The sequence below is a fragment of the Actinomadura kijaniata genome, from assembly GCF_014138665.1.
GTDB lineage: Bacteria > Actinomycetota > Actinomycetes > Streptosporangiales > Streptosporangiaceae > Spirillospora > Spirillospora kijaniata.
This window is the reverse complement of record NZ_JACJIA010000004.1, coordinates 707559-725749: the sequence shown is the minus strand read 5'-3', so window position 1 is coordinate 725749 and position 18191 is coordinate 707559. Positions and strand designations below refer to the sequence as shown.

General features: G+C 75.3%; 22 protein-coding genes. 9 read left to right on the top strand and 13 right to left on the bottom strand.

Translation table 11 applies throughout. The features are described 5' to 3' along the window. Positions 1 to 77: 77 nt before the first annotated feature. Positions 78 to 1736, top strand: a complete 1659-nt coding sequence (locus HNR61_RS46855; RefSeq protein ID WP_220509479.1) for a nitroreductase/quinone reductase family protein — start codon at positions 78 to 80, stop codon at positions 1734 to 1736. An 11-nt stretch (positions 1737 to 1747) separates the two neighbouring features. Here HNR61_RS46855 and HNR61_RS19405 read toward each other — a convergent pair whose 3' ends face one another. Beyond that, positions 1748 to 2236: a VanZ family protein gene (locus HNR61_RS19405; protein ID WP_312897973.1), complete on the bottom strand. Its 489-nt coding sequence runs from the start codon at positions 2234 to 2236 to the stop codon at positions 1748 to 1750. A 207-nt stretch (positions 2237 to 2443) separates the two neighbouring features. Here HNR61_RS19405 and HNR61_RS19400 point away from each other — a divergent pair, with 207 nt between their 5' ends. After that, on the top strand, positions 2444 to 2998 hold the full coding sequence (locus HNR61_RS19400; protein WP_182844526.1) for a hypothetical protein: 555 nt from the start codon (positions 2444 to 2446) through the stop codon (positions 2996 to 2998). Here the strand turns inward: HNR61_RS19400 and HNR61_RS19395 are convergent. The 4 genes from HNR61_RS19395 to lon form a co-directional block, all read right to left on the bottom strand. Beyond that, positions 2985 to 3539 (bottom strand): DUF8617 domain-containing protein, encoded by a 555-nt coding sequence (locus HNR61_RS19395; protein ID WP_182844525.1) that lies wholly within the window; start codon positions 3537 to 3539, stop codon positions 2985 to 2987. The genes HNR61_RS19400 and HNR61_RS19395 overlap by 14 nt on opposite strands. Positions 3540 to 3572: 33 nt before the next feature. After that, positions 3573 to 3938, bottom strand: coding sequence for a hypothetical protein (locus tag HNR61_RS19390; RefSeq protein ID WP_182844524.1), 366 nt, complete (start codon positions 3936 to 3938; stop codon positions 3573 to 3575). 11 nt (positions 3939 to 3949) lie between these two features. Continuing rightward, positions 3950 to 4339, bottom strand: a complete 390-nt coding sequence (locus HNR61_RS19385) for a DUF2267 domain-containing protein (protein WP_182844523.1) — start codon at positions 4337 to 4339, stop codon at positions 3950 to 3952. A gap of 123 nt (positions 4340 to 4462) precedes the next feature. Next, positions 4463 to 6856: an endopeptidase La gene (lon, locus tag HNR61_RS19380; RefSeq protein ID WP_182844522.1), complete on the bottom strand. Its 2394-nt coding sequence runs from the start codon at positions 6854 to 6856 to the stop codon at positions 4463 to 4465. Positions 6857 to 7027: 171 nt separating this feature from the next. Here lon and HNR61_RS19375 point away from each other — a divergent pair, with 171 nt between their 5' ends. Next, positions 7028 to 7918, top strand: a complete 891-nt coding sequence (locus HNR61_RS19375; RefSeq protein WP_182844658.1) for an aminoglycoside phosphotransferase family protein — start codon at positions 7028 to 7030, stop codon at positions 7916 to 7918. Positions 7919 to 7940: 22 nt separating this feature from the next. Here HNR61_RS19375 and HNR61_RS19370 read toward each other — a convergent pair whose 3' ends face one another. After that, positions 7941 to 8585, bottom strand: coding sequence for a permease prefix domain 1-containing protein (locus tag HNR61_RS19370; RefSeq protein WP_182844521.1), 645 nt, complete (start codon positions 8583 to 8585; stop codon positions 7941 to 7943). Then, a complete protein-coding gene (locus HNR61_RS19365; RefSeq protein WP_182844520.1) occupies positions 8582 to 8911 on the bottom strand; it encodes a PadR family transcriptional regulator in 330 nt (109 codons plus the stop codon). Before HNR61_RS19365 ends, HNR61_RS19370 begins: the two co-directional genes overlap by 4 nt. An 82-nt stretch (positions 8912 to 8993) precedes the next feature. On the opposite strand from HNR61_RS19365, the gene HNR61_RS19360 reads away from it, so the two are divergent. Together HNR61_RS19360 and HNR61_RS19355 are read left to right on the top strand one after the other, a co-directional pair. Then, the gene (locus tag HNR61_RS19360) at positions 8994 to 9461 is read left to right on the top strand and encodes a hypothetical protein (RefSeq protein ID WP_182844519.1); all 468 of its coding nucleotides are present in this window, start codon (positions 8994 to 8996) and stop codon (positions 9459 to 9461) included. A 3-nt stretch (positions 9462 to 9464) separates the two neighbouring features. Beyond that, on the top strand, positions 9465 to 9707 hold the full coding sequence (locus HNR61_RS19355) for a DUF3817 domain-containing protein (RefSeq protein WP_182844518.1): 243 nt from the start codon (positions 9465 to 9467) through the stop codon (positions 9705 to 9707). Here the strand turns inward: HNR61_RS19355 and HNR61_RS47915 are convergent. Further along, the gene (locus HNR61_RS47915; RefSeq protein WP_425544507.1) at positions 9691 to 10197 is read right to left on the bottom strand and encodes a TetR/AcrR family transcriptional regulator; all 507 of its coding nucleotides are present in this window, start codon (positions 10195 to 10197) and stop codon (positions 9691 to 9693) included. The two genes, HNR61_RS19355 and HNR61_RS47915, sit on opposite strands and share 17 nt — an antisense overlap. 51 nt (positions 10198 to 10248) lie before the next feature. Here HNR61_RS47915 and HNR61_RS47910 point away from each other — a divergent pair, with 51 nt between their 5' ends. The 3 genes from HNR61_RS47910 to HNR61_RS19345 are packed head-to-tail and all read left to right on the top strand — an operon-like array spanning position 10249 to position 11451. Then, on the top strand, positions 10249 to 10530 hold the full coding sequence (locus HNR61_RS47910; RefSeq protein WP_376770261.1) for an MFS transporter: 282 nt from the start codon (positions 10249 to 10251) through the stop codon (positions 10528 to 10530). Beyond that, a complete protein-coding gene (locus tag HNR61_RS47905) occupies positions 10473 to 10832 on the top strand; it encodes an MFS transporter (RefSeq protein WP_246443021.1) in 360 nt (119 codons plus the stop codon). Before HNR61_RS47910 ends, HNR61_RS47905 begins: the two co-directional genes overlap by 58 nt. A gap of 25 nt (positions 10833 to 10857) precedes the next feature. Further along, entirely contained in the window at positions 10858 to 11451 is a 594-nt protein-coding gene (locus tag HNR61_RS19345) for an NAD(P)H-dependent oxidoreductase (RefSeq protein WP_182844517.1), read from the top strand. 175 nt (positions 11452 to 11626) lie between these two features. Here the strand turns inward: HNR61_RS19345 and HNR61_RS19340 are convergent, their stop codons facing one another. Beyond that, entirely contained in the window at positions 11627 to 12916 is a 1290-nt protein-coding gene (locus HNR61_RS19340) for an alkyl sulfatase dimerization domain-containing protein (RefSeq protein ID WP_312897972.1), read from the bottom strand. Then, a complete protein-coding gene (locus HNR61_RS19335) occupies positions 12913 to 14190 on the bottom strand; it encodes an MFS transporter (RefSeq protein ID WP_182844516.1) in 1278 nt (425 codons plus the stop codon). Before HNR61_RS19335 ends, HNR61_RS19340 begins: the two co-directional genes overlap by 4 nt. A 99-nt stretch (positions 14191 to 14289) precedes the next feature. Here HNR61_RS19335 and HNR61_RS19330 point away from each other — a divergent pair, with 99 nt between their 5' ends. After that, positions 14290 to 15507, top strand: coding sequence for an RsbRD N-terminal domain-containing protein (locus HNR61_RS19330; RefSeq protein WP_182844515.1), 1218 nt, complete (start codon positions 14290 to 14292; stop codon positions 15505 to 15507). Between the two features lie 912 nt (positions 15508 to 16419). Here the strand turns inward: HNR61_RS19330 and HNR61_RS19325 are convergent. The 3 genes from HNR61_RS19325 to HNR61_RS19315 all read right to left on the bottom strand — a co-directional run bounded on the left by HNR61_RS19325 (position 16420) and on the right by HNR61_RS19315 (position 18181). Then, the gene (locus HNR61_RS19325; protein WP_182844514.1) at positions 16420 to 17346 is read right to left on the bottom strand and encodes a bifunctional helix-turn-helix transcriptional regulator/GNAT family N-acetyltransferase; all 927 of its coding nucleotides are present in this window, start codon (positions 17344 to 17346) and stop codon (positions 16420 to 16422) included. Positions 17347 to 17413: 67 nt separating this feature from the next. Beyond that, complete coding sequence (locus HNR61_RS19320) at positions 17414 to 17743, bottom strand: DUF3817 domain-containing protein (RefSeq protein WP_182844513.1); 330 nt, start codon at positions 17741 to 17743, stop codon at positions 17414 to 17416. Between the two features lie 75 nt (positions 17744 to 17818). Next, a complete protein-coding gene (locus HNR61_RS19315; protein ID WP_182844512.1) occupies positions 17819 to 18181 on the bottom strand; it encodes a hypothetical protein in 363 nt (120 codons plus the stop codon). Positions 18182 to 18191 lie beyond the last annotated feature (10 nt).

Genomic DNA, 18191 nt, shown 5'->3' with positions numbered 1-18191 from the left:
GTGGCGACCGAAAAAGTCCCGTCCCGCGGCGGGTCCAGAGGTTCCCTCCGACGCCTAACAAGCGCTAGTTTTTCCGCATGCGGGTCTTCCTCACCGGCGCGTCCGGCTTCGTGGGCTCCTACACCGCGCGCGCCCTGCTGGCCGCCGGGCACCGGCCGCGCGCCCTGGTCCGCGACCCCGGCAAGACCGCCAAGGTGCTCGCCGCGATCGGCGTCGCCGCCGAGGACGTCGAGCTGGTCCCCGGCGACATGCTGGACGCCGCCGCCGTCGCCGAGGCGATGCGCGGCTGCGACGCGGCGATCCACACCGCCGCCGCGATCGGCGTCACCGGCCCCGCCTCCCCCGGCTCCCGGCTCTCCGCGAGAGGACGCCCCTTCGCATCACCCGGAGACAGCGCGCGCGCCCACCTGGCTCCGCCCAGGGCATCCGCCTCCTCCGCGGAGGGGCAACGCTCCGCGGGCGGGGCGCGGCCGGACCTCCTCCAGGTGAACGTGCGCGGCACCCGGAACGTCGTGGGCGGCGCGGTCGGGGCGGGCCTGGCGCCGGTGGTCCACGTGTCGACGATCGCGGTGTTCGTGCCGCCCGCCGGGCCAGTCATCACCGCCGCCTCGCCGCTGGCGTCGCCGCGCAACGACTACGGGCGTTCCAAGCTGGCCGCCGAGAGGTACGTGCGGGAGCTCCAGGACGGGGGCGCCCCGGTCGTCGTCGTGTACCCGGGCGGGGTGTGCGGGCCGCACCAGCCGACGCTGGACGCGCTCATGGAGGGCATGGCCGGGGCGCTCGGCAGGATGTGGCCGCTGCCGCCGGGCGGGGTCTCGGTCGTCGACGTGCGCGACCTGGGCGAGGCCCTGGCCCGCGCCGTCTCGGCCGGCCGGGGCGGTGAGCGGTGGCTGCTCGGCGGGCACCATCTCACCTGGCCGCGGTACGCGGACCTGTGCGACTCGCTGACCGGGGTGCCGTGCCGCCGGCTGCGCGTTCCCGGCGGCGCGCTGCTCGGCGCGGGAACGCTGCTGGACGCCGCCAAGCGGGTGCGGCCGTTCGACTACCCGCTGACCCGCGACGCCGCCGAGTTCATGGTGACGCTGGTGCCGACCGACGACGAGCCGGCGCTGGCGGCCCTGGACCTGACGTTGCGGCCGGTGCGGGAGACCGTCGCGGACTCCCTGCGCTGGCTCGCCGAGGCGGGACACCTCGATCCCCGCAGGGCCGGGCGGATGGCGCCCGGCGGTAAGGAGCGACTCACGATGCCCCAGCAGACCTTCGCGCGGCGCGCGTTCGGCCCCCTCATGACGAGGGTGTCGGGCGCGCGGTGGTTCTCCAGGGTGGGACCGAAGATCGTGCCGCCGCTCGACCGGGCGCTGCACCGGGCCTCGGGCGGGCGGTTCCTGCTCGGGCAGGCGCTCGTGCCGAGCCTGGTGCTCACCACGACCGGCGCGGTCAGCGGCCTGCCGCGCACGACGCCGCTGGCGTGCATGCCCGACGAGGACGGTTCGTGGGTGGTGGTCGGCTCCAACTTCGGCCGCGAGAAGCACCCGGCGTGGACGGGGAACCTGCTGAAGCACCCCGACGCGCAGGTGTCGTTCCGGGGCCGCACCGTCCCGGTCACCGCGCGGCTGCTCTCCGGCGAGGAGCGCGCCGAGGTGTGGCCGAGGCTGCTGAAGGTGTGGCCGGTCTACGACCGCTACGTGGAGCGGGTGGAACGACAGCTGCGCGTCTTCAGGCTGACACCGCGTTAGCCGACACCGCGCTACCCGCGCATGGCGCGGGAGACCTTGCGGCCCAGGAACAGGTAGGCGAGCACGGCCCCGGCGGTGTTGAGGATGACGTCGTCGATGTCGAACGCGCGCCCCAGCACCAGCAGGCCCTGAACGCACTCGATGGCCAGCGACAGCAGCGCCACGACGACCGCCAGGCGGAACAGCCCGCGCAGCCGCACCGAGATCCACGGCAGCAGCACGCCGAGCGGGGCGAGCAGCAGGACGTTCCCGCCGATCTGCAGCAGCGCCTCCCTGGTGGGGCGTTCCAGGTAGAAGCTGAGCGAGTGGCCGGGGCGAAGGTTGCCGCCCGCCTGGCCGTTGTCCTGGACGGGCATCAGGGTGAGGCGGAACGCGTAGTAGAAGAACACCCCCAGCGCCCCGAGCGCCACCAGCACGCCCGCCATCCGCAGCAGGACCACGTACCAGGGCGCGCGTTCCTCCCGGGACGTCGTGTGTCGCATCTCCGCCGTGCTCGTCACCTTTCACTCCTCGCGTCTCGTCGGATCCCAGGGGGCCTTGCCCCACGCTTGGTCCCCGCTTGACCAACATTCATGCGCCCGGCGCACCGTCCGTCCCGACACGATCGCGGACGGCGTCCGGACGGGATCGACGAGCCGCGGCGGACCGGACCACCGCGCCTTCCGCTCCAGTACGCTCCCACCACCGCGGTGGTGGGAGCGAGGGACATGGACCAGCAGACGGACGGGCGCCAGGGGACACGGTGGAAGCGGGCCGTCGTCCCGCTCATCGTCGGGCTCGCGCTCGGTTTCACCGGGTGGACGGGGTTCTCCGGCAAGTACCTGGACGCGCGGGCCGCCGTCGACCGGGGCGTTCCCGGCCGGTACACCGTGGACGCGTGCGACAGGATCCGGTCGTCCCGGTTCTGCTCGGGAACGTTCCGCTCCGACGACGGCCGGGTCACGCGGCGGTACGTGCGTCCCTTCGACGAGCACGACACCGACGGGGTGAACCCCGGCGGCGCCTACCCCGCGCGGCTGCCGGCGTCCGGCGGGCCCGGCGCCGAGGCGGTGCGCGCCGACGCCGGAGCGCTCGACCGGCTCCGGTGGCGCGGCGTCGGCTGGGGCGGGCTCGGCCTGCTCGGGATCGTCGTCGCGGGGTTCGGCGTGCTGGCCGCGGTCCGCCGCCCCGGGGAGAACGCCCGGATGGCGCTCGGTTGCCTGCTGGCCCTGGCCGGCGTGGCGAGCGCGGGGATGTGGGCCGTCGGCCTCAGCCTGGGGTGACCCAGCCCGGGGTGACTCGGTCCGGGGTGGCCTCGGGCCACCGGTGGACCGTGCGCTCCCCCTCGCTGAGCAGCGCCGAACGCAGGATGCCCAGCGAGCGCAGGCGCGCGAACACCTCCCGGTAGCGCCTCTCCAGCGCCTCCCGGGAGGTGAACTCCTCGAACCCCTCGTCGTCCGCCCCGCACGACCACCAGAGGTCGCCGGGCGCCCCGGGCCGCGAGGCGCGCCAGTACCCCCGCAGCTGGCCCTTCCAGCGTTCCCCGTGGACCGAGCCGAGCAGGTCCCGGGGGACGCCGGCCTCCGCCGGGTCGAAGCGGTGCGGCCGGCCGTTCCGGTCGTCGACGTAGAGCCGGCCGCACGCGGCGCACTGCCACAGCGAGCGGCTCCACCTCCAGGCCCGTTCCCGGACCTCGTCGAGCGGGGCGTCGCCCTCGGGATGGAGGACGTCCTCCCAGTCCCGGTCGGCGATGAGCCGCGCCTTGTCCGGGAGGAAGTCGCTCTGGTCGACGATGACCGCCCCGCACACGCACCGGATCTTCATCCGCCCATCATGGCCGGGCGGCGCGGCCCGGTGTCACCCGTCCCAGGGCGGGGTCTCGTCCATCTTCGCGTAGTACCTGGCCAGGTGGGCCTTCACCCTGGAGATCTCGTCCTTCGGCAGGCCCGCGCCACCGCGGGCGCCGTCCAGGACGGCCGCGGCGGCGAAGATCCCGCGCGGGACGGCCTTGAGCCTCCCGCCGACCACGTCCGCGATCGGCAGCTTGTAGCTGGTGAAATTGTCCGGCTTGTCGCCGTCGTACCAGAGGTGCGCGTCGCGGTAGGCGGCGTTCGGCTCGTCCTTGGCGTCGGCCCAGGCGCGGACGCGTTTCTCCGCGGCCGGGCCGTCCCACTCGCGGTCCCGGTCGGCCAGCGGCAGGTCCTGGAACTTCGTGACGGTCATGGCGGTCTCCTTCAGGCTCCGAGCCCGGCCCGGCCGAACAGCGCGGCGTAGCCGGCCGGGAGCCGGCCGGTGAGATGGTCGAGCTCGCCGGGCGGGACGGCGTCGGCCACGGTGCTCAGCACCGCGCCGGCGTCCCGCCCGGCGGCGCGGGAGCCGCCCCCGACGCGTCCGGACACCCGGCGGCAGAACTCCTCGACGCCGAACCGGTCGGCCGACCCGCGCCCGGGGGCCAGCGCCCCCGCCAGCGAGCCGGGAAGTTCCGCGGCCAGGTCCCTGGCCTCCCCCGCCGTGACGCGCTCGGCCAGCACCTGGAGCACCGCGACGGTGACCCGGCGCGCCTCGTCCTGGTCGGCGTACCCGCCCCGCTCGCGGACCCGGGCCAGGAACTCGTGGTCATGCATGAGGTCCCTCCCCCACGACGTGGTCGTCCTCGCTCCCACCCGGCCGCCTAACCACTGTGACGGGAGATAAACACGGCGGGGTCGCCCCTCCGGGGGGAGGGGCGGCCCCGCCGTCCCCGCGGGTCAGACCGCGACGACCTGCCGGGCGGGCTCCAGCGCCAGGTCCAGGACCTCGCGGACGTCGCTGACGGTGTGGACGGTCATGTTCTCCAGCACCTCGGCGGGCACGTCCTCCAGGTCCGGCTCGTTGCGCTTGGGCACGATCGCGGTGGTGATCCCGAGCCGGGAGGCGGCCAGCAGCTTCTGCTTCAGGCCGCCGATCGGCAGGACCCGGCCGGTCAGCGACACCTCACCGGTCATCGCCACGTCCGGCCGGACCGGGCGGCCCGACAGCAGCGAGGCGAGGGCGGTGGTCATCGTGATGCCCGCGCTCGGCCCGTCCTTGGGCACGGCCCCGGCCGGGACGTGGACGTGCACCCCGCGGTCCTTCAGGTCGCCGACCGGCAGCTCCAGCTCGGCCCCGCGCGACCGCAGGTAGCTGAGCGCGATCTGCGCCGACTCCTTCATGACGTCGCCGAGCTGGCCGGTGAGCGTCACGCCCGTCCCGCCGGTCTCCGGGTCGGCCAGCGACGCCTCGATGTAGAGGACGTCGCCGCCCGCGCCGGTCACGGCCAGGCCGGTCGCCACGCCCGGGACGGCCGTGCGCCGCTCGGACCGGCTGAGCTCCGCCTCCGGCGTGAACCGGGGGCGGCCCAGGTACTCCTTCAGGTCCGCCGCGTCCACGGTCAGCGGCAGGGCGGACCGGTCCAGGGCCACGTTCGCCGCGACCTTGCGCAGGACGCGGGCGACGGCGCGGTCCAGGGAGCGCACCCCGGCCTCCCGCGTGTACTCCGACGCCAGCCGGCGCAGCGCCGCCTCGGTGAACGTCACCTCCTCGCCGTCCAGCCCGGCCTTCTCCAGCTCGCGCGGGACCAGGTGGTCGCGGGCGATGGTGACCTTCTCGTGCTCGGTGTAGCCGTCCAGCTCCACCAGCTCCATGCGGTCCAGCAGCGGGCCGGGGATCGCCTCGACCACGTTGGCGGTCGCCACGAACAGCACGTCGCTCAGGTCGAGCTCGACCTCCAGGTAGTGGTCGCGGAAGGTGTGGTTCTGCTCGGGGTCCAGGACCTCCAGCAGCGCGGCGGTCGGGTCGCCCCGGTAGTCGGAGCCGACCTTGTCGATCTCGTCCAGCAGCACGACCGGGTTCATCGACCCCGCCTCGCGGATGGCGCGCACGATCCGGCCGGGCAGCGCGCCGACGTAGGTGCGCCGGTGGCCGCGGATCTCGGCCTCGTCGCGGACGCCGCCGAGCGCCACGCGCACGAACCCGCGTCCCATCGCCCGCGCGATCGACTCGCCCAGGGAGGTCTTGCCGACCCCGGGAGGACCGGTCAGCGCCAGCACCGCGCCGCTGCGCCGCCCGCCGACGACGCCGAGGCCCCGCTCCTCGCGCCGCTTGCGCACGGCCAGGTACTCGATGATGCGCTCCTTGACGTCGTCGAGACCGGTGTGGTCGGCGTCCAGGATCGCCCGCGCGCCCGCGATGTCGTAGGAGTCCTCGCTGCGCTCGTTCCAGGGGATGTCGAGGACGGTGTCCAGCCAGGTGCGGATCCAGCCGCCCTCGGGGGAGGCGTCGGAGGAGCGCTCCAGCTTGTCGACCTCCTTGAGCGCGGCCTCGCGGACCTTCTCGGGCAGGTTCGCGGCCTCGATGCGCTCGCGGTAGTCGTCCTCCTCGTCGGCCGGGTCGCCGTTGAGCTCGGCGAGCTCCTTGCGGACGGCCTCCAGCTGCTGCCGCAGGAGGTACTCGCGCTGGGTCTTCTCCATGCCCTCCTGGACGTCCTTGCGGATCGTCTCGGCGACGTCCAGCTCGGCCAGGTGCTCCCGGGCCCAGCCGATCACCAGGGTGAGCCGCTCGACGACGTCGGGGGTCTCCAGGACCTGGATCTTCTGGTCGTCGGTCAGGTAGGGCGCGTAGCCGGAGTTGTCGGCCAGCGTCGACGGGTCGTCGATCTGCTGCACCACGTCCACGACCTGCCACGCGCCGCGCTTCTGCAGGATGGCGCTGACCAGGCCCTTGTACTCCTTGGCCAGCTCGTTCGCGCGGCCGGTGGCCGGCGGCGTCTCGATCTGGACGCCCTCCACCCACAGCGCCGCGCCGGGTCCGGTGGTGCCCTGCCCGATGCGCACGCGGGACACCCCGCGCACGACGGCCCCCGGCTCGCCGCCGGGCAGCCGCCCCTCCTGCTCGATCACGCCGAGGGTCCCGACCGCCGTGTACTGCCCGTTGCGGCGGGGCACCAGCAGCACGCGCGGCTTGGCGGCCGAGCGGATGCCCGGGCCGGTGGGCCGCGCGACGGCCCGGGCGGCCTCGACGGCGGCGCGGACCTCGCCCTCCGACAGGTCCAGCGGAACGACCATGCCCGGCAGAACGGCCCCGTCGTCCAGAGGCAGCACCGGCAGCGTCAGGGTCTCGCTCATGCTTCAGCTCCAAGTCCGTGTTCGGGCGACTCAGGTTGAGTCATACACACTCAAGAAAACGGAGCACGAAATAATTTCCTCAGCAACGTTCGCTCTGAGCGATCATCCGGGAAGCCGGAAATCCGGTTGACGGGCGGGAGCCCGAAACGGTCGGATCGCGCCGTGAGCACCATGCACGCCGACGAGTTCCCCACCGACGCCCGCCTGGTGGAGCGGCTGATCAGTGCCCAGTTCCCCCGGTGGACGGGGTTGCCGGTCACCCGGGTCGCCTCCGGCGGGACCGTCAACGCCGTCTACCGGCTCGGCGGCGCGCTGTCGGTGCGGCTCCCCCTGACCGCCGGCGGCGTCAGGGACCTGGAGCGCGAGCGGCGCTGGCCGCCGCGGCTGGCGCCGTTCCTGCCGGTCCCGATCCCCTCCGTGGTCGCGCGCGGCCGGCCCGGCGAGGGCTATCCCTGGCCGTGGTCGGTCCACCGGTGGATCGAGGGCGAGAACCCCGTCGAGGGCGATCTCGACGACGCCGAGGGGCTGGCGCGGGACCTGGGCCGGTTCGTCCGGGAGCTGCGCGGGGCCGACGTCGCGGGCGGTCCCCCCGCCTACCGCGGCGGCCCGCTGGCCGGGGTGGACGCCGCCACCCGCCGGGCGATCGCGGACCTGGCCCGCACCGGCGAGCCGTTCGACGCCGCCGCGGCCCTGGCCGCCTGGGAGGAGTCGCTCGCCGCGCCCCCGTGGGACGGGGAGCCGTGCTGGGTCCACTCGGACCTGATGCCGAGCAACCTGCTGGTCGGCCGGGGCCGGCTCACCGCCGTGCTCGACTTCGCGACCGCCGGGGTCGGCGACCCGGCCTGCGACCTGATCCCCGCCTGGAACCTGCTGCCCGCCACGGCCCGCGCCGCGTTCCGCGACTCCGTAGGGGCCGACGAGGCCACCTGGCTGCGCGGACGCGGCTGGGCGCTGTCCATGGCGGTGATCCAGCTCCCCTACTACCGGCGCACCAACCCGGTCATCTCCGCCAACGCCCGGTACGTCATCCGCGCGATCCTCGGCCCCGCCGCGGCGCGCTGAACGCCCGGGGCGCCCTCCGGCGTCAGGGGGCCAGGCGGGCGCAGGTGCGGCAGGCGCGGGCCGACGCGGCGACCCTGGCGTGCGAGACCAGCGTCAGGATCCCGGTGAGGGCGGCCAGCCGCCAGTCCGCCGCCAGCAGGGACGAGACCGTGACGGCCAGCGCCCCGACCCCCAGCGCCGCGCCCGCCGTGGTGCCCGTCCAGGCGACCAGCTCGGGCAGCCGGTCCGGGTCCGGCAGGCGGCGGGCCACCGTGCCGGTCGCGGCCAGCGCGGCGGCGGCGAGCACGGCCGTGACGACCGCGACGCCCCCGGCGTGGACGGCCAGCATCCCGGCGACCAGGGACGCCGTCCCCGGGCCGGGGTCGCCCACCATCGTCCAGCAGGCCACCAGGAACGGGACGACGAGCGCGACCGTCCCGGCGGTGCGGCGCGCCTGGGCGACGGCCAGCTCCCGCTGGAAGTCGGGGACGATCTCCTCGACCGCGCCGAAGTCGCGCACCGCCAGGCGGGCGGCCTCGTCGCCCGGCAGCCCCTCGGCCGCGAGGGCGTCGGCCGCGTCGAGGAGGCCGTCGCGCGCCTCCCGCACCATCCGGTCCCGGACGCGCGCCGGGCCGCGCAGCGCCGACGCCAGCGCCGTGACGTGCTCCTCGATCGCGGGCGCGGTCATGTCGCGGGCCCGGGGTCCAGCACCGCGCCGACGGCGGCGGTGAACGCGCGCCAGGCGCTGCGCTCCTCGGCCAGGGAGCGCCGGCCGGCGTCGGTCAGCTCGTAGCAGCGCCGTTTGCGCTCGCCCATCGCCTGCCATCCGCTGCGCAGCAGGCCGAGCCGTTCCAGCCGGTTCAGCGCCGGGTACACGGTCCCGGTCCGCAGCTCCAGCGCGCCACCGCTGCGCTCCTGCACCGCCGTGATGATCGCGTAACCGTGCAGCGGACCCGACTCCAGCGCGGCCAGCAGCAGGCCGTCCAGATGCCCGCGCACCGCATCACCCTTCATGGGTAGGCAGCCTACACAACCAACATGTAGGCGTGCTATGTATTGGCAGCCAACATATTGGCGACCTACTCAAGGAGCCCGCATGACCAAACTGCTGCTGTCGATCCACGTCCTGGCGGCGATCCTGGCGATCGGGCCGGTCGCGGTGGCCGCCTCGCTGTTCCCCCGGTACGCGCGGGAGTCACCCGGCACGGCCGCGTTCCTGTACCGCGTCTGCCGCGGCTACACCGTGGTGGGCGTCGCCGTGCCGGCGTTCGGCGCGGCCACCGGCGCCCGCATGGGGGTGCTGGGCGACGCCTGGCTGGTGACGTCGATCGCGTTGACCACGGTCGCCGCGATCCTGCTGGTGGGGGCCATCCTGCCCGGCCAGCAGCGCCTGCTGGCCGCGACGGGCACGGGAGCGGACACGGGGATGGACACGGGAGCGAACACGGGCGTGACGCGCGCGACGGCCGCCCGGCTGTCCATGGTGACCGGCGTGTTCAACCTGCTGTGGGCGACCGTCACCGTCCTGATGATCGTCCGCCCCGGCTCCACCACGGGGGCGTGACCGATGCGCGCGCTCCGCGTCGCCGCCGCCGTCGAGGCGCTCTCGCTGGCCCTCCTGCTGGTCAACCTGGCGACCGTCCACACCGAAGTGATCACCTCGCTCGGCGGTCCGGTCCACGGCACCGCCTACCTGGCCACCCTCGCCGCGACCTGGCTGGTCCCGGCCGGCGCCGGGGCCCGGTGGCGCGCCGCCGTGCCCGGCGTCGGCGGCCTGCTGGCCCTGCGCCACCTCAGCCGGACGGGCTGAGCTCCGCGTCCTGGGCGAGCAGCAGTTCGGCGATCGCCCGGGCGCGCAGGGCGGGGCGGGCGGAACGGTCGCGCAGCGCGGTGACGATCGCCCCGTCCAGCAGCAGCACCAGGCGCTGCGCCAGCTCCTCGCGCCCGGCCCCGCCGGCGGGATGGCCGGAGTCCGCCAGCAGCCGCCCGAAGAAGTCGGCGACGGCGCGCTTGTGCTCCTCGGCCAGCGCGTAGACGGGGTGGTCGCGGTCGCCGGTCTCGGCCATGGCGTTGACGAACGAGCAGCCGTGGAAGTCCTCCCGCTCGAACCGCCCGGCCATCACGTCGAACACGGCGAGGGGGTGGCCCCCGCGCGCGGCGACCTCCGCGTCCAGCTCGCGGCGCCACTTCTCGTCGCGCTCCCGCAGGACCGCCGCGACCAGGTCGTCCTTCCCGGCGAAGTGCCGGTAGAACGACGCGCGGCCCACCCCGGACGCCGCCAGCAGGCGTTCCACGCCCACCCCGCGGATCCCCTCGGCGTAGAAGAGCTCCTCGGCGGCGCGGGGCTGTTCGTGCCGGCCGCGTCGGTCACGGCGGCGGCCCTGGTCCCCGCCGAACGCCGGGGCCGGGCGATCGCCACGGTCACCACCGGCTTCGCCGCGGCCACCGCGTTCGGCGCGCCCCTCGGCACCGCGCTCGGCGACGCGCTGGGCTGGCGGGCGACGGTGTGGTTCCTGGTGGCGCTGACGGTCCTCGGCGCGGCCGGGGTGCTGGCGCTGGTGCCGGGCCGGTGGTGGTGGCGCTGCTGCTCCTGCCGCTGGCCCGGGGGTCGTACGGGCTGGCGCTGCCGATGACGGTCGGCTACGCGCTGACCGCCTACGCCGTGACCACCCCGCAGCAGACCCGCCTGATCGCCCTGGACCCGGCGGCGGCCCCGGTCCTGGTGTCGCTGAACGCCGCCGTCCTCTACCTCGCGATCTCGCTGTCGGGGGTGCTGGGGGCCGCCGGGATCGCCTGGACCGGCGCGCACCTGCTCGGCCCGCTCGCGGCCGTGGTCGCCGTGGCCGCCGTCGCGCTGTCGGAGATCGCGCACCGCCTCGCCGCCCGGTCCCCCGAAGGCGCCGAGAGGAGGCCTCCGGCGTCCCGGCCCCTATGATCGGCCCGACCCGAGGAGGACGATCATGCGCGTCGCCGTGTACCTGGCCCATCCCCGGCCGGGCAGCTTCAACCACGCCCTGTCCGACGCCGTCGTCGACGAGCTGCGCGGACGCGGGTGCGAGGTGCTCGCGCACGACCTGTGCGCCGAGGGGTTCGACCCGGTGCTGACGGCCGCCGAGACCGGGACCGTCCAGGACGCGGGCTCCTCCGCCGACGCGCGGGTGGAGGCGCACCGGAGGGAGGTCGCCGCGCTCGACGCCATGGTCTTCGTCCACCCCAACTGGTGGGGCATGCCCCCGGCCGTCCTGACCGGGTGGGTGCAGCGGGTCCTGGTCCCCGGCGTCGCCTACAAGCTCGGCGCCGCCGACGGGGAGCCCGCCGGGCTGCTGAAGGCCGGACGCGCGCTGGTGCTCAACACCTCCGACACCCCCGGGGACCGCGAACGCGAGGAGTTCGGCGACCCGCTCCAGCGGGTCTGGGCCGCGTGCGTGCTGCCCTACGTCGGCGTCACCGACGTGAGGCGCACCGTCTTCCGCACCGTCACCGACTCCACCGGAGCCCAGCGGGGCGAATGGCTCCGCCGAGCCCGCGAACAGGCCGCCGCCCTCCTCGACTAGGGCCTGTTTCGAAGGGGGCCCGGGCCACGCGCGCGAGCGCGTGACCTGACCAGCGGGCCCGACGCCGAAGGCGAGGGCCCGCAGGTCGGATCGCGAAGCGATGCCGCGCTCGCCAAGACCTGGTAGGAAGCGAGCCCCCAGGCGAGCGCCGTGGGCCAGGGCTTTGGAACACGCCCTAGCCGATCAGCCGGGGGACCGTCGGCCTCGCCGCCGTCTCGTCCCCGGCCGCGCGGCGGGACTCGTCGGCCGCCCACGTGTAGACGCCCCGGGCCATCAGCGACGACTCGGCGGCGGCCCGTGCCGCGTACACCTCGGCGCGGGCCTCGTGCAGGCCGGTGCTCTGCGGGTCGGCCTGCACCGCCAGCTCCGCCAGGTGCGCCGCCACCCGCAGGTCGCCGGAGCCGGCGGCGCGGCGCGCGGCGTCGGCGAGCCGGGCGGCGCCGCCCGCCAGGTCCGCCAGCGCGCGGGCCAGGTCGGCGGCGGGGGCGGGCTTGAGGTGGGCGGGGTCGCCGTCGTACCAGCCGCCGTACAGCCGCCACAGGTTCCGCACGATGAACTCGGGCTCGTCGTACCGGGCCCGCAGGTACACCCGGTCGGCCAGCCGGGCGGGCGGCCTGACGGCGTGCACGACGTCGTCGAGGCGGCGGCCGTCGTTGAGCATGGCGAGGGTCTGCTCGACGATGCCCTCCAGCCATTCGGCGGTCTCGGTGAGCGCCTGGTGGACGCGTTCGGCGCCGAAGACGGGCAAGCCGTGCGACGGGATCATGGTCTCCGCGCCGAGCGCGGCCATCCGGCGCAGCGCGTGCGCCCACTCCCGGGGGTAGCGCTGCGCCTTCTGCGGGTTGCCGCAGTTGGGCGCGAGCCAGATGAACAGGTCGCCCGGCAGCAGCAGCCGGTGCTCGGGCACCCACGCCACGGCCGCGTCGTCGGTCTCCCCCTTGGCGTGGAACAGCTCGAACGTCAGCCCGCCCCGCGTCACCGTCAGCCCGTCCCGGAACGTCACGTCCGGGTACCGGTAGTCGGTCGGCCAGGTCAGCTCCGGGGCCTGGAACTGCCGCCGGTTGATGACCGTGTTGTAGCCGTGCGTCAGCAGGTAGCGGTCGAAGCGGGCCGGGACGTTCTCGTGCGCCACCACCTGCGGCCGGGGTCCCGGCTCGGCGTCGAACGGCGCCATCCCCATCACGTGGTCGATGTGCCCGTGCGAGTAGAACGCCGTGGTCAGCGGCGCGTCGCACCACTCCCGGACGTTCCGGTGCAGCTGCCCGGCGGTGTACTGGTTGCCGGTGTCGAACAGCACCAGCCCGTCGTCGGTCCGGAACGCCACCGCGTTGCCGAACCCGGGCTGCCAGCCGAGCCCGTCGGCGACGTCGACGACGCCGGCGCCGTTCATGCCGGTGTGGGTGATGCTGTCGTCCAGCTCGCCGCGCCACACGCGGTCGGCGTGGTCGCGGATGTCGATGGTCACGCGGGGATCCTCTCGGGGGTTTCGGCGACGCCCAGCGCCGCGCGGTCGCGGGCCGGGCGGATCAGCGCGGCGGCCAGCAGGCCGCCGGCGATCATCAGCAGGGCGCACAGGTCGAAGGCGTGGCCGAAGCCCGCCGCGGCGGATCCGGCGCGCTCGACCAGCGCGCCCGACAGCGCGGGCCCGAACGCGCCCGCCGTGGAGGCCACCGCCGTCACGGTGCCGAGCAGCGCCGCGCGCCGCGCCGCCGGGGCGATCTCGGCCAGCGCCGACGACATGAGCCCGAAGAACGAGTTGCCGACGGTGAACGCCACCAGCATCACCGCCACCAGCGCCGCTCCCCCGCCGACACGGGTGAGCAGCAGCATCGCCAGGCCCGACGTCAGCACGGCGGCGCCGCCGAGCAGGCCGCGCGCCACCCGGCTGGACCGCCCGGCCCGCAGCATCCGCTGCGCCGCCTGCCCGATCGCCAGGATGAACACGATCCCGACGACCTGCGTTCCGGCGGCCATCAGGCTGGCGGCCTCAAGGCTGTAGGCGTGGACGCGCTGGAGGTACTGCGGCAGCCATGTCATCGCCACCGCCATCATCCAGAACGCCGCGAACCCGCAGGCGAGCGAGCCCAGGACCGTTCCCCGGCCCAGCAGGCGCCGGAACGGCGGCAGCGGCCCGTCCGCCGCGGCGTCCCGCCGGCGCGCCGCGTACGGCCCCTCGCCGCCCAGCCGCAGCCAGAACGCCAGCCACACCAGCCCGAGCGCGCCGGTCAGCGCGAACGCCGCGCGCCACCCCCACTGGCCGATCACCACGGCCAGCAGCGGCCCGCCGACCGCGACCCCGGTCGCGCCGCCGACGGTCAGCACGCTGCCGGGCAGGGTGCGCTCCCGGTCGGGGAACCAGCCGAACGCGGTGTGGTTGGCCAGCGGGAACGCCGGCCCCTCGGCCGCGCCCAGCACGATCCGGGTGACGATCAGCGTGGCGAACCCGGCGGCCGGCAGCGCGACCACCAGCTGCGCCGCGCTCCACAGCACCACCATCGTGGCCAGCAGCCGCCGCGCCGGGACCCGGTCGGCCAGGAACCCGACCGCCACGCCCGCCACGCTGAACAGCAGGAAGAAGGCGCTGCCGATCGTCCCGAACGCGGTGTCGCCGATGCCGAGGTCGTCGCGGATGCGCTGCCCGGCCAGGCCGAGCACGGCCTTGTCCATGAAGTTGACGGCCATGAAGAAGAACAGCAGGACGACGACCGTCCAGGCGCGGCGCGCGGGAGGTTCGGGCATGACGGGCCTCTCGGTTCCTCGGCGGGGACGACGATCACTTTTCCGCCGGGCGCGGCCCCGGACAACCGCCCGGGGGACCACCCCGACCGGCCGCGCGTTGTGACATGTCACAATCCCTGCCACGACCGAGGGAGGTGCGCCATCACCGCACGCCATGCCGCCGCGGAGATCGCCGCGCGCTGCGAGGGGCAGGTCAACCGGCTGGCCCGCGAGCTGGCCGAGCGCCATTTCGCCGTGCTGCCCGACTACGACGAGCTGCCCGGGGACATGCGCGACCTGGAGATCGCGGGCACCGCGCGGGTGGCGATCCGGCAGTTCCTGCACACCGCGATGGGCGCCCCGGTCGGCGAGGACGACCTGCGCCTGTTCCGCGAGCGCGCCGCCCAGCGCGCCGAGGAGGGCGTCGACCTGGCCGTGCTGGTGCGCACCTACCTGATCGGCGCCGAGGTCGTGTGGGACGCGGTGTGCGCGGCGGCCCGTCCCGGCGAGGAGGAGGCGCTGCTGTGGCTGGCCCGCCACCAGCTGCGCGGCCTGCGGCGGGTGGTCGGCGAGGTCGTCGAGGCGTACCAGAACGAGCGCGCCGCGATCCTGGCCGAGCGCCGCGAGGCGCTGCGCGAGGTGGCCCGCGCCCTGCTGACCGGCGAGTCGGCGCGCGCCACCGCCGCCCGGTTCGGCATCCCGCTCGCCCCGGCCTACCTGGTGCTGAACCTGCGGCTGCCGGACGGGGCCGGCCCGGTCGTGGAGCGCCGGGTGCTGCGCCGCGTCCGCGCCCGGCTGGAGGGGTTCGCCGAGGGGACGGCGCTGACGCTGCTGGACGCGCGCGGCGCGCACGTGCTGCTGCCGGCGTCGGCGGCCGGGCGGCGCGCGGAGCTGGACCCCCTGCTGACCGACCCGGGGGCGGGCGGCGAACGCGTCATCGTCGGGGCGGCCCGGTCGCGCGGCACCGCCGACGTCCCGCAGGCCGCCGGCCGGGCGGCGCGCATCGCCCGCATCGCGCAGGCGACCGGCCGCCCGCCGGGCGTCTACGAGCTGCCCGACGTGCTGCTGGACTACCACCTCAGCGGGTCGCCCGACAGCGCCCCGCAGGTCGCCGGGCTGCTCGCGCCGCTGGAGGGCAGGCCCGAGCTGCTGGCGACGCTGCGCGCGTTCCTGGACTGCGACCTCGACCGGCGGCGCGCCGCGCGGGCCCTCGCCGTCCATCCCAACACCGTGGACAACCGGCTCGCGCGGGCCGCCGAGCTCACCGGGGTGGATCCGCGCACCACCCGCGGCACGGTGCTGTACGCGGCGGCCCTCACGCTCCGTCAGCTCGACTGATCACCTCGCGTTTCCCCCTTCTCCCGGCAAAGTCGCAGGTGATCTCGGGAATCTTCCTTGACCTGGGTTTACGCCCACATGACACGGGGGTACTTTCCGCAACGAGATCGTGACGTTGGGTGATGGAGAAGGTCGGGGACCGGTAAAGCCGGCCCGGCTCCGGAACCCTCGGGCCGAGAAGGGGGCCGGGCATGGAGTGGACGCGGCGGACGGGGCGGGCGGCGACGCGGACCGCCGTTCCCGCACCGGTCCGCGCGGCCACGGCCGGCGCCCGGCACCCCGGCCCCGTCACCGATCCGGTGGGCCGCCCATCCGACGACCCGGCCCGGACGGCCGAGGGCGCTCCCGGCACGCCGCACCGCATCCCGCACCGCCCCCCGACGGTGCCCGCGGTGACGGCGGCGGCCGGTGACACACCTCGGGCCCTCGGCCGCCCGGCCCCGGCCCCGCCCCCAGGGGGACCGGGAGGGTCGTTCGCGGTGGGCACGCGGCGGGCCTGTCGTCGCAGGAGCGCGGTGCGGCGACAGGTCTGCGGACGTCACCGGGGCGGCGGGCACGCGCCCGCCGCCCCGGCGGCCCCGCCCGCGGGACGGCGGCCTCCGACCACCACGGGGCCCCGGCGCCGTACGCCCCCGCGGCACCGGAGTCCTTCACCGCCGGGCCGGTGGCGGCACCGAGCACCCGCCGCCGGCCCGGCCCTCCCGCCGTCCGTCAGCGCCGTCAGCGCCACCAGCGCCGGCCCGCGCGTCGGGGAAGGGAGGTGACGCACTCTCCGACCCGTCTCCCGGGCGGTCCTTCACCCACGTCCTGACCCCCGTCGAGGACCGCCCGGTGAAAAGCGCAGACCCACGGCCCGCGCCGGTCTCCGGACCGCCGCGGGCCGTGGTGCGCCCGGGGACGGCACGGCCCGGGTCAGAGCGCGCGGCGCCAGATCTGGCCGTGGATCTCGTCGCCGAAGCGGCGGGTGGGCGGCTCCTGCTCGGCGAGGACGAACCCGGCGCGCTCGTACAGGCGGTGGGCGGGTTTCTGGAGCGCCGTCGTCCACAGCATGAGCTCTTCGTAGCCGTGGTCGGCGGCGAACCGCACGCACCGGTCCACCAGCGCCCGGCCGACGCCCATGCCGCGCGCGGCGGGCTCGACGTGCAGCAGGCGCAGCTGGGCGACCTTCTCCTCGCGGCGGACGCAGAAGACGCTGCCGACGGGCTCGCCGTCCGCCTCGGCGATCCAGGCGTTCTCGCGTTCGGGGTCGTGGTGCTCGACGTAGTCGGCGACCACGGACGCCACCAGGGCCTCGTAGCTGCGGTCCCAGCCGCACTCCTCGTCGTAGAGCACGCCGTTGCGGTGCACCACCCAGCCGAGGTCGCCGGGGCGCGGCTCCCGCAGCGTGTGGGCGGCGGGGCGCGGGGCGTCGCCGAGGATGCCGCGGATGGCCTCCATCGCCCCGAGCAGGCGCCGCCGGTCGGCCTCCGAGAGCCCGGCCAGCAGCGCGCGGATCTCGCCGGCGGAGCGTTCGTCCAGCATGGCGAACACCTCGCGGCCGCGCGCGGTGAGGCGGGCGACCTGGCGGCGCGCGTCGCCGGGCGACCGGTCGCGGGCGACCAGGCCGTCGGTCTCGAAGCGGGCCAGCATCCGGCTCAGGTAGCCGGGGTCCAGGCCGAGGGCGCGGCGCAGGTCGGCGACCTCGGTGGCGTCGCGCTGCGCCAGCTCGAACAGCAGCCGGGCCTCGGTCAGGCTGTAGGGCGACTGGACCAGGCTGTCGCCGAGCACCCCGATGACGCCGGTGTAGAAGCGGTTGAACGCGCGGACCGTCGTGATCTGGTCGGCATCCGGTTCGGGCACGGCCTTCCTCCCCGCATATGTTTGACTGAGTCAACGATATGCGGGGCGGCGGTGCCCGGTCCAGGGGTCAGGCGCTGCCGGCCTTCACGTTCCCCCGCGCGGCGGTCTCCCTCGCCTCGGCGACGATCTTGCGCTCGACGAAGAACGCCAGGAACGGGATCAGCCCCGCCGACACCATGACCACCATCTTCTGCAGCGGCCACCCCGCCTTGCGCCACAGGTCGTAGGCGAGCGCCAGGTAGACGATGTAGAGCGCGCCGTGGATCGGGGAGATGATCGCCGACGGGGTGCCGTTGCCCCCGATGTAGCGGATCGGCATCCCCACGAAGACGACCAGCAGCAGCATCACGCCCACGATCAGCGCCAGGATGCGGTACCGGTTGATGGCCGCTTCCACAGATCACACCTTTCTCAGCGCGCCCGGCGGGCGCGGTCCAGTACGGGGTCCGGCGGCTCGGTCGCGCCGGCGGGGTCAGTCGCGCCGGTGGGTCTCGGAGTTGAGCCGCGCGAGGTAGCGGTTGTAGGCCGCCAGCTCGGGATCCTCTTCCTCCTGCTGCCGGATGATCTCCCGCTTGACCGACGCCTCGGCGGGCTCCTCGATGACCTTGGGGCCCTTGGTGGTCTCGGTGCCGTTCAGCTCGTCCCGGATCATCTTGATCCACATCACGACCACGAAGATCGCGAAGATCGGCCACTCGAAGGTGTAGGCCCAGCTACGGTCGTTGCCGGCCTGCGCGCGATCGAACTGCCACCAGCCGAAGCCGAGGAAGGCGACGACCAGGAAGATCGCGATCGCGTGGAGGCCGAGCCAGCCGGGGGTGAGGAACCTGCGCACGTCATCGAGC

Bases quoted from the DNA above. Each gene is read 5' to 3' on its own strand.
- HNR61_RS46855 (WP_220509479.1), top strand. From the start codon at position 78: ATGCGGGTCTTCCTCACCGGCGCGTCCGGCTTCGTGGGCTCCTACACC.
- HNR61_RS19390 (WP_182844524.1), bottom strand. From the start codon at position 3,938: ATGACCGTCACGAAGTTCCAGGACCTGCCGCTGGCCGACCGGGACCGC.
- HNR61_RS19335 (WP_182844516.1), bottom strand. From the start codon at position 14,190: ATGCCCGAACCTCCCGCGCGCCGCGCCTGGACGGTCGTCGTCCTGCTG.
- HNR61_RS19370 (WP_182844521.1), bottom strand. From the start codon at position 8,585: ATGACCGCGCCCGCGATCGAGGAGCACGTCACGGCGCTGGCGTCGGCG.
- HNR61_RS19365 (WP_182844520.1), bottom strand. From the start codon at position 8,911: ATGAAGGGTGATGCGGTGCGCGGGCATCTGGACGGCCTGCTGCTGGCC.
- HNR61_RS19385 (WP_182844523.1), bottom strand. From the start codon at position 4,339: ATGCATGACCACGAGTTCCTGGCCCGGGTCCGCGAGCGGGGCGGGTAC.
- HNR61_RS19400 (WP_182844526.1), top strand. From the start codon at position 2,444: ATGGACCAGCAGACGGACGGGCGCCAGGGGACACGGTGGAAGCGGGCC.
- HNR61_RS19355 (WP_182844518.1), top strand. From the start codon at position 9,465: ATGCGCGCGCTCCGCGTCGCCGCCGCCGTCGAGGCGCTCTCGCTGGCC.
- lon (WP_182844522.1), bottom strand. From the start codon at position 6,856: ATGAGCGAGACCCTGACGCTGCCGGTGCTGCCTCTGGACGACGGGGCC.
- HNR61_RS19345 (WP_182844517.1), top strand. From the start codon at position 10,858: ATGCGCGTCGCCGTGTACCTGGCCCATCCCCGGCCGGGCAGCTTCAAC.
- HNR61_RS19395 (WP_182844525.1), bottom strand. From the start codon at position 3,539: ATGAAGATCCGGTGCGTGTGCGGGGCGGTCATCGTCGACCAGAGCGAC.
- HNR61_RS19375 (WP_182844658.1), top strand. From the start codon at position 7,028: ATGCACGCCGACGAGTTCCCCACCGACGCCCGCCTGGTGGAGCGGCTG.
- HNR61_RS19360 (WP_182844519.1), top strand. From the start codon at position 8,994: ATGACCAAACTGCTGCTGTCGATCCACGTCCTGGCGGCGATCCTGGCG.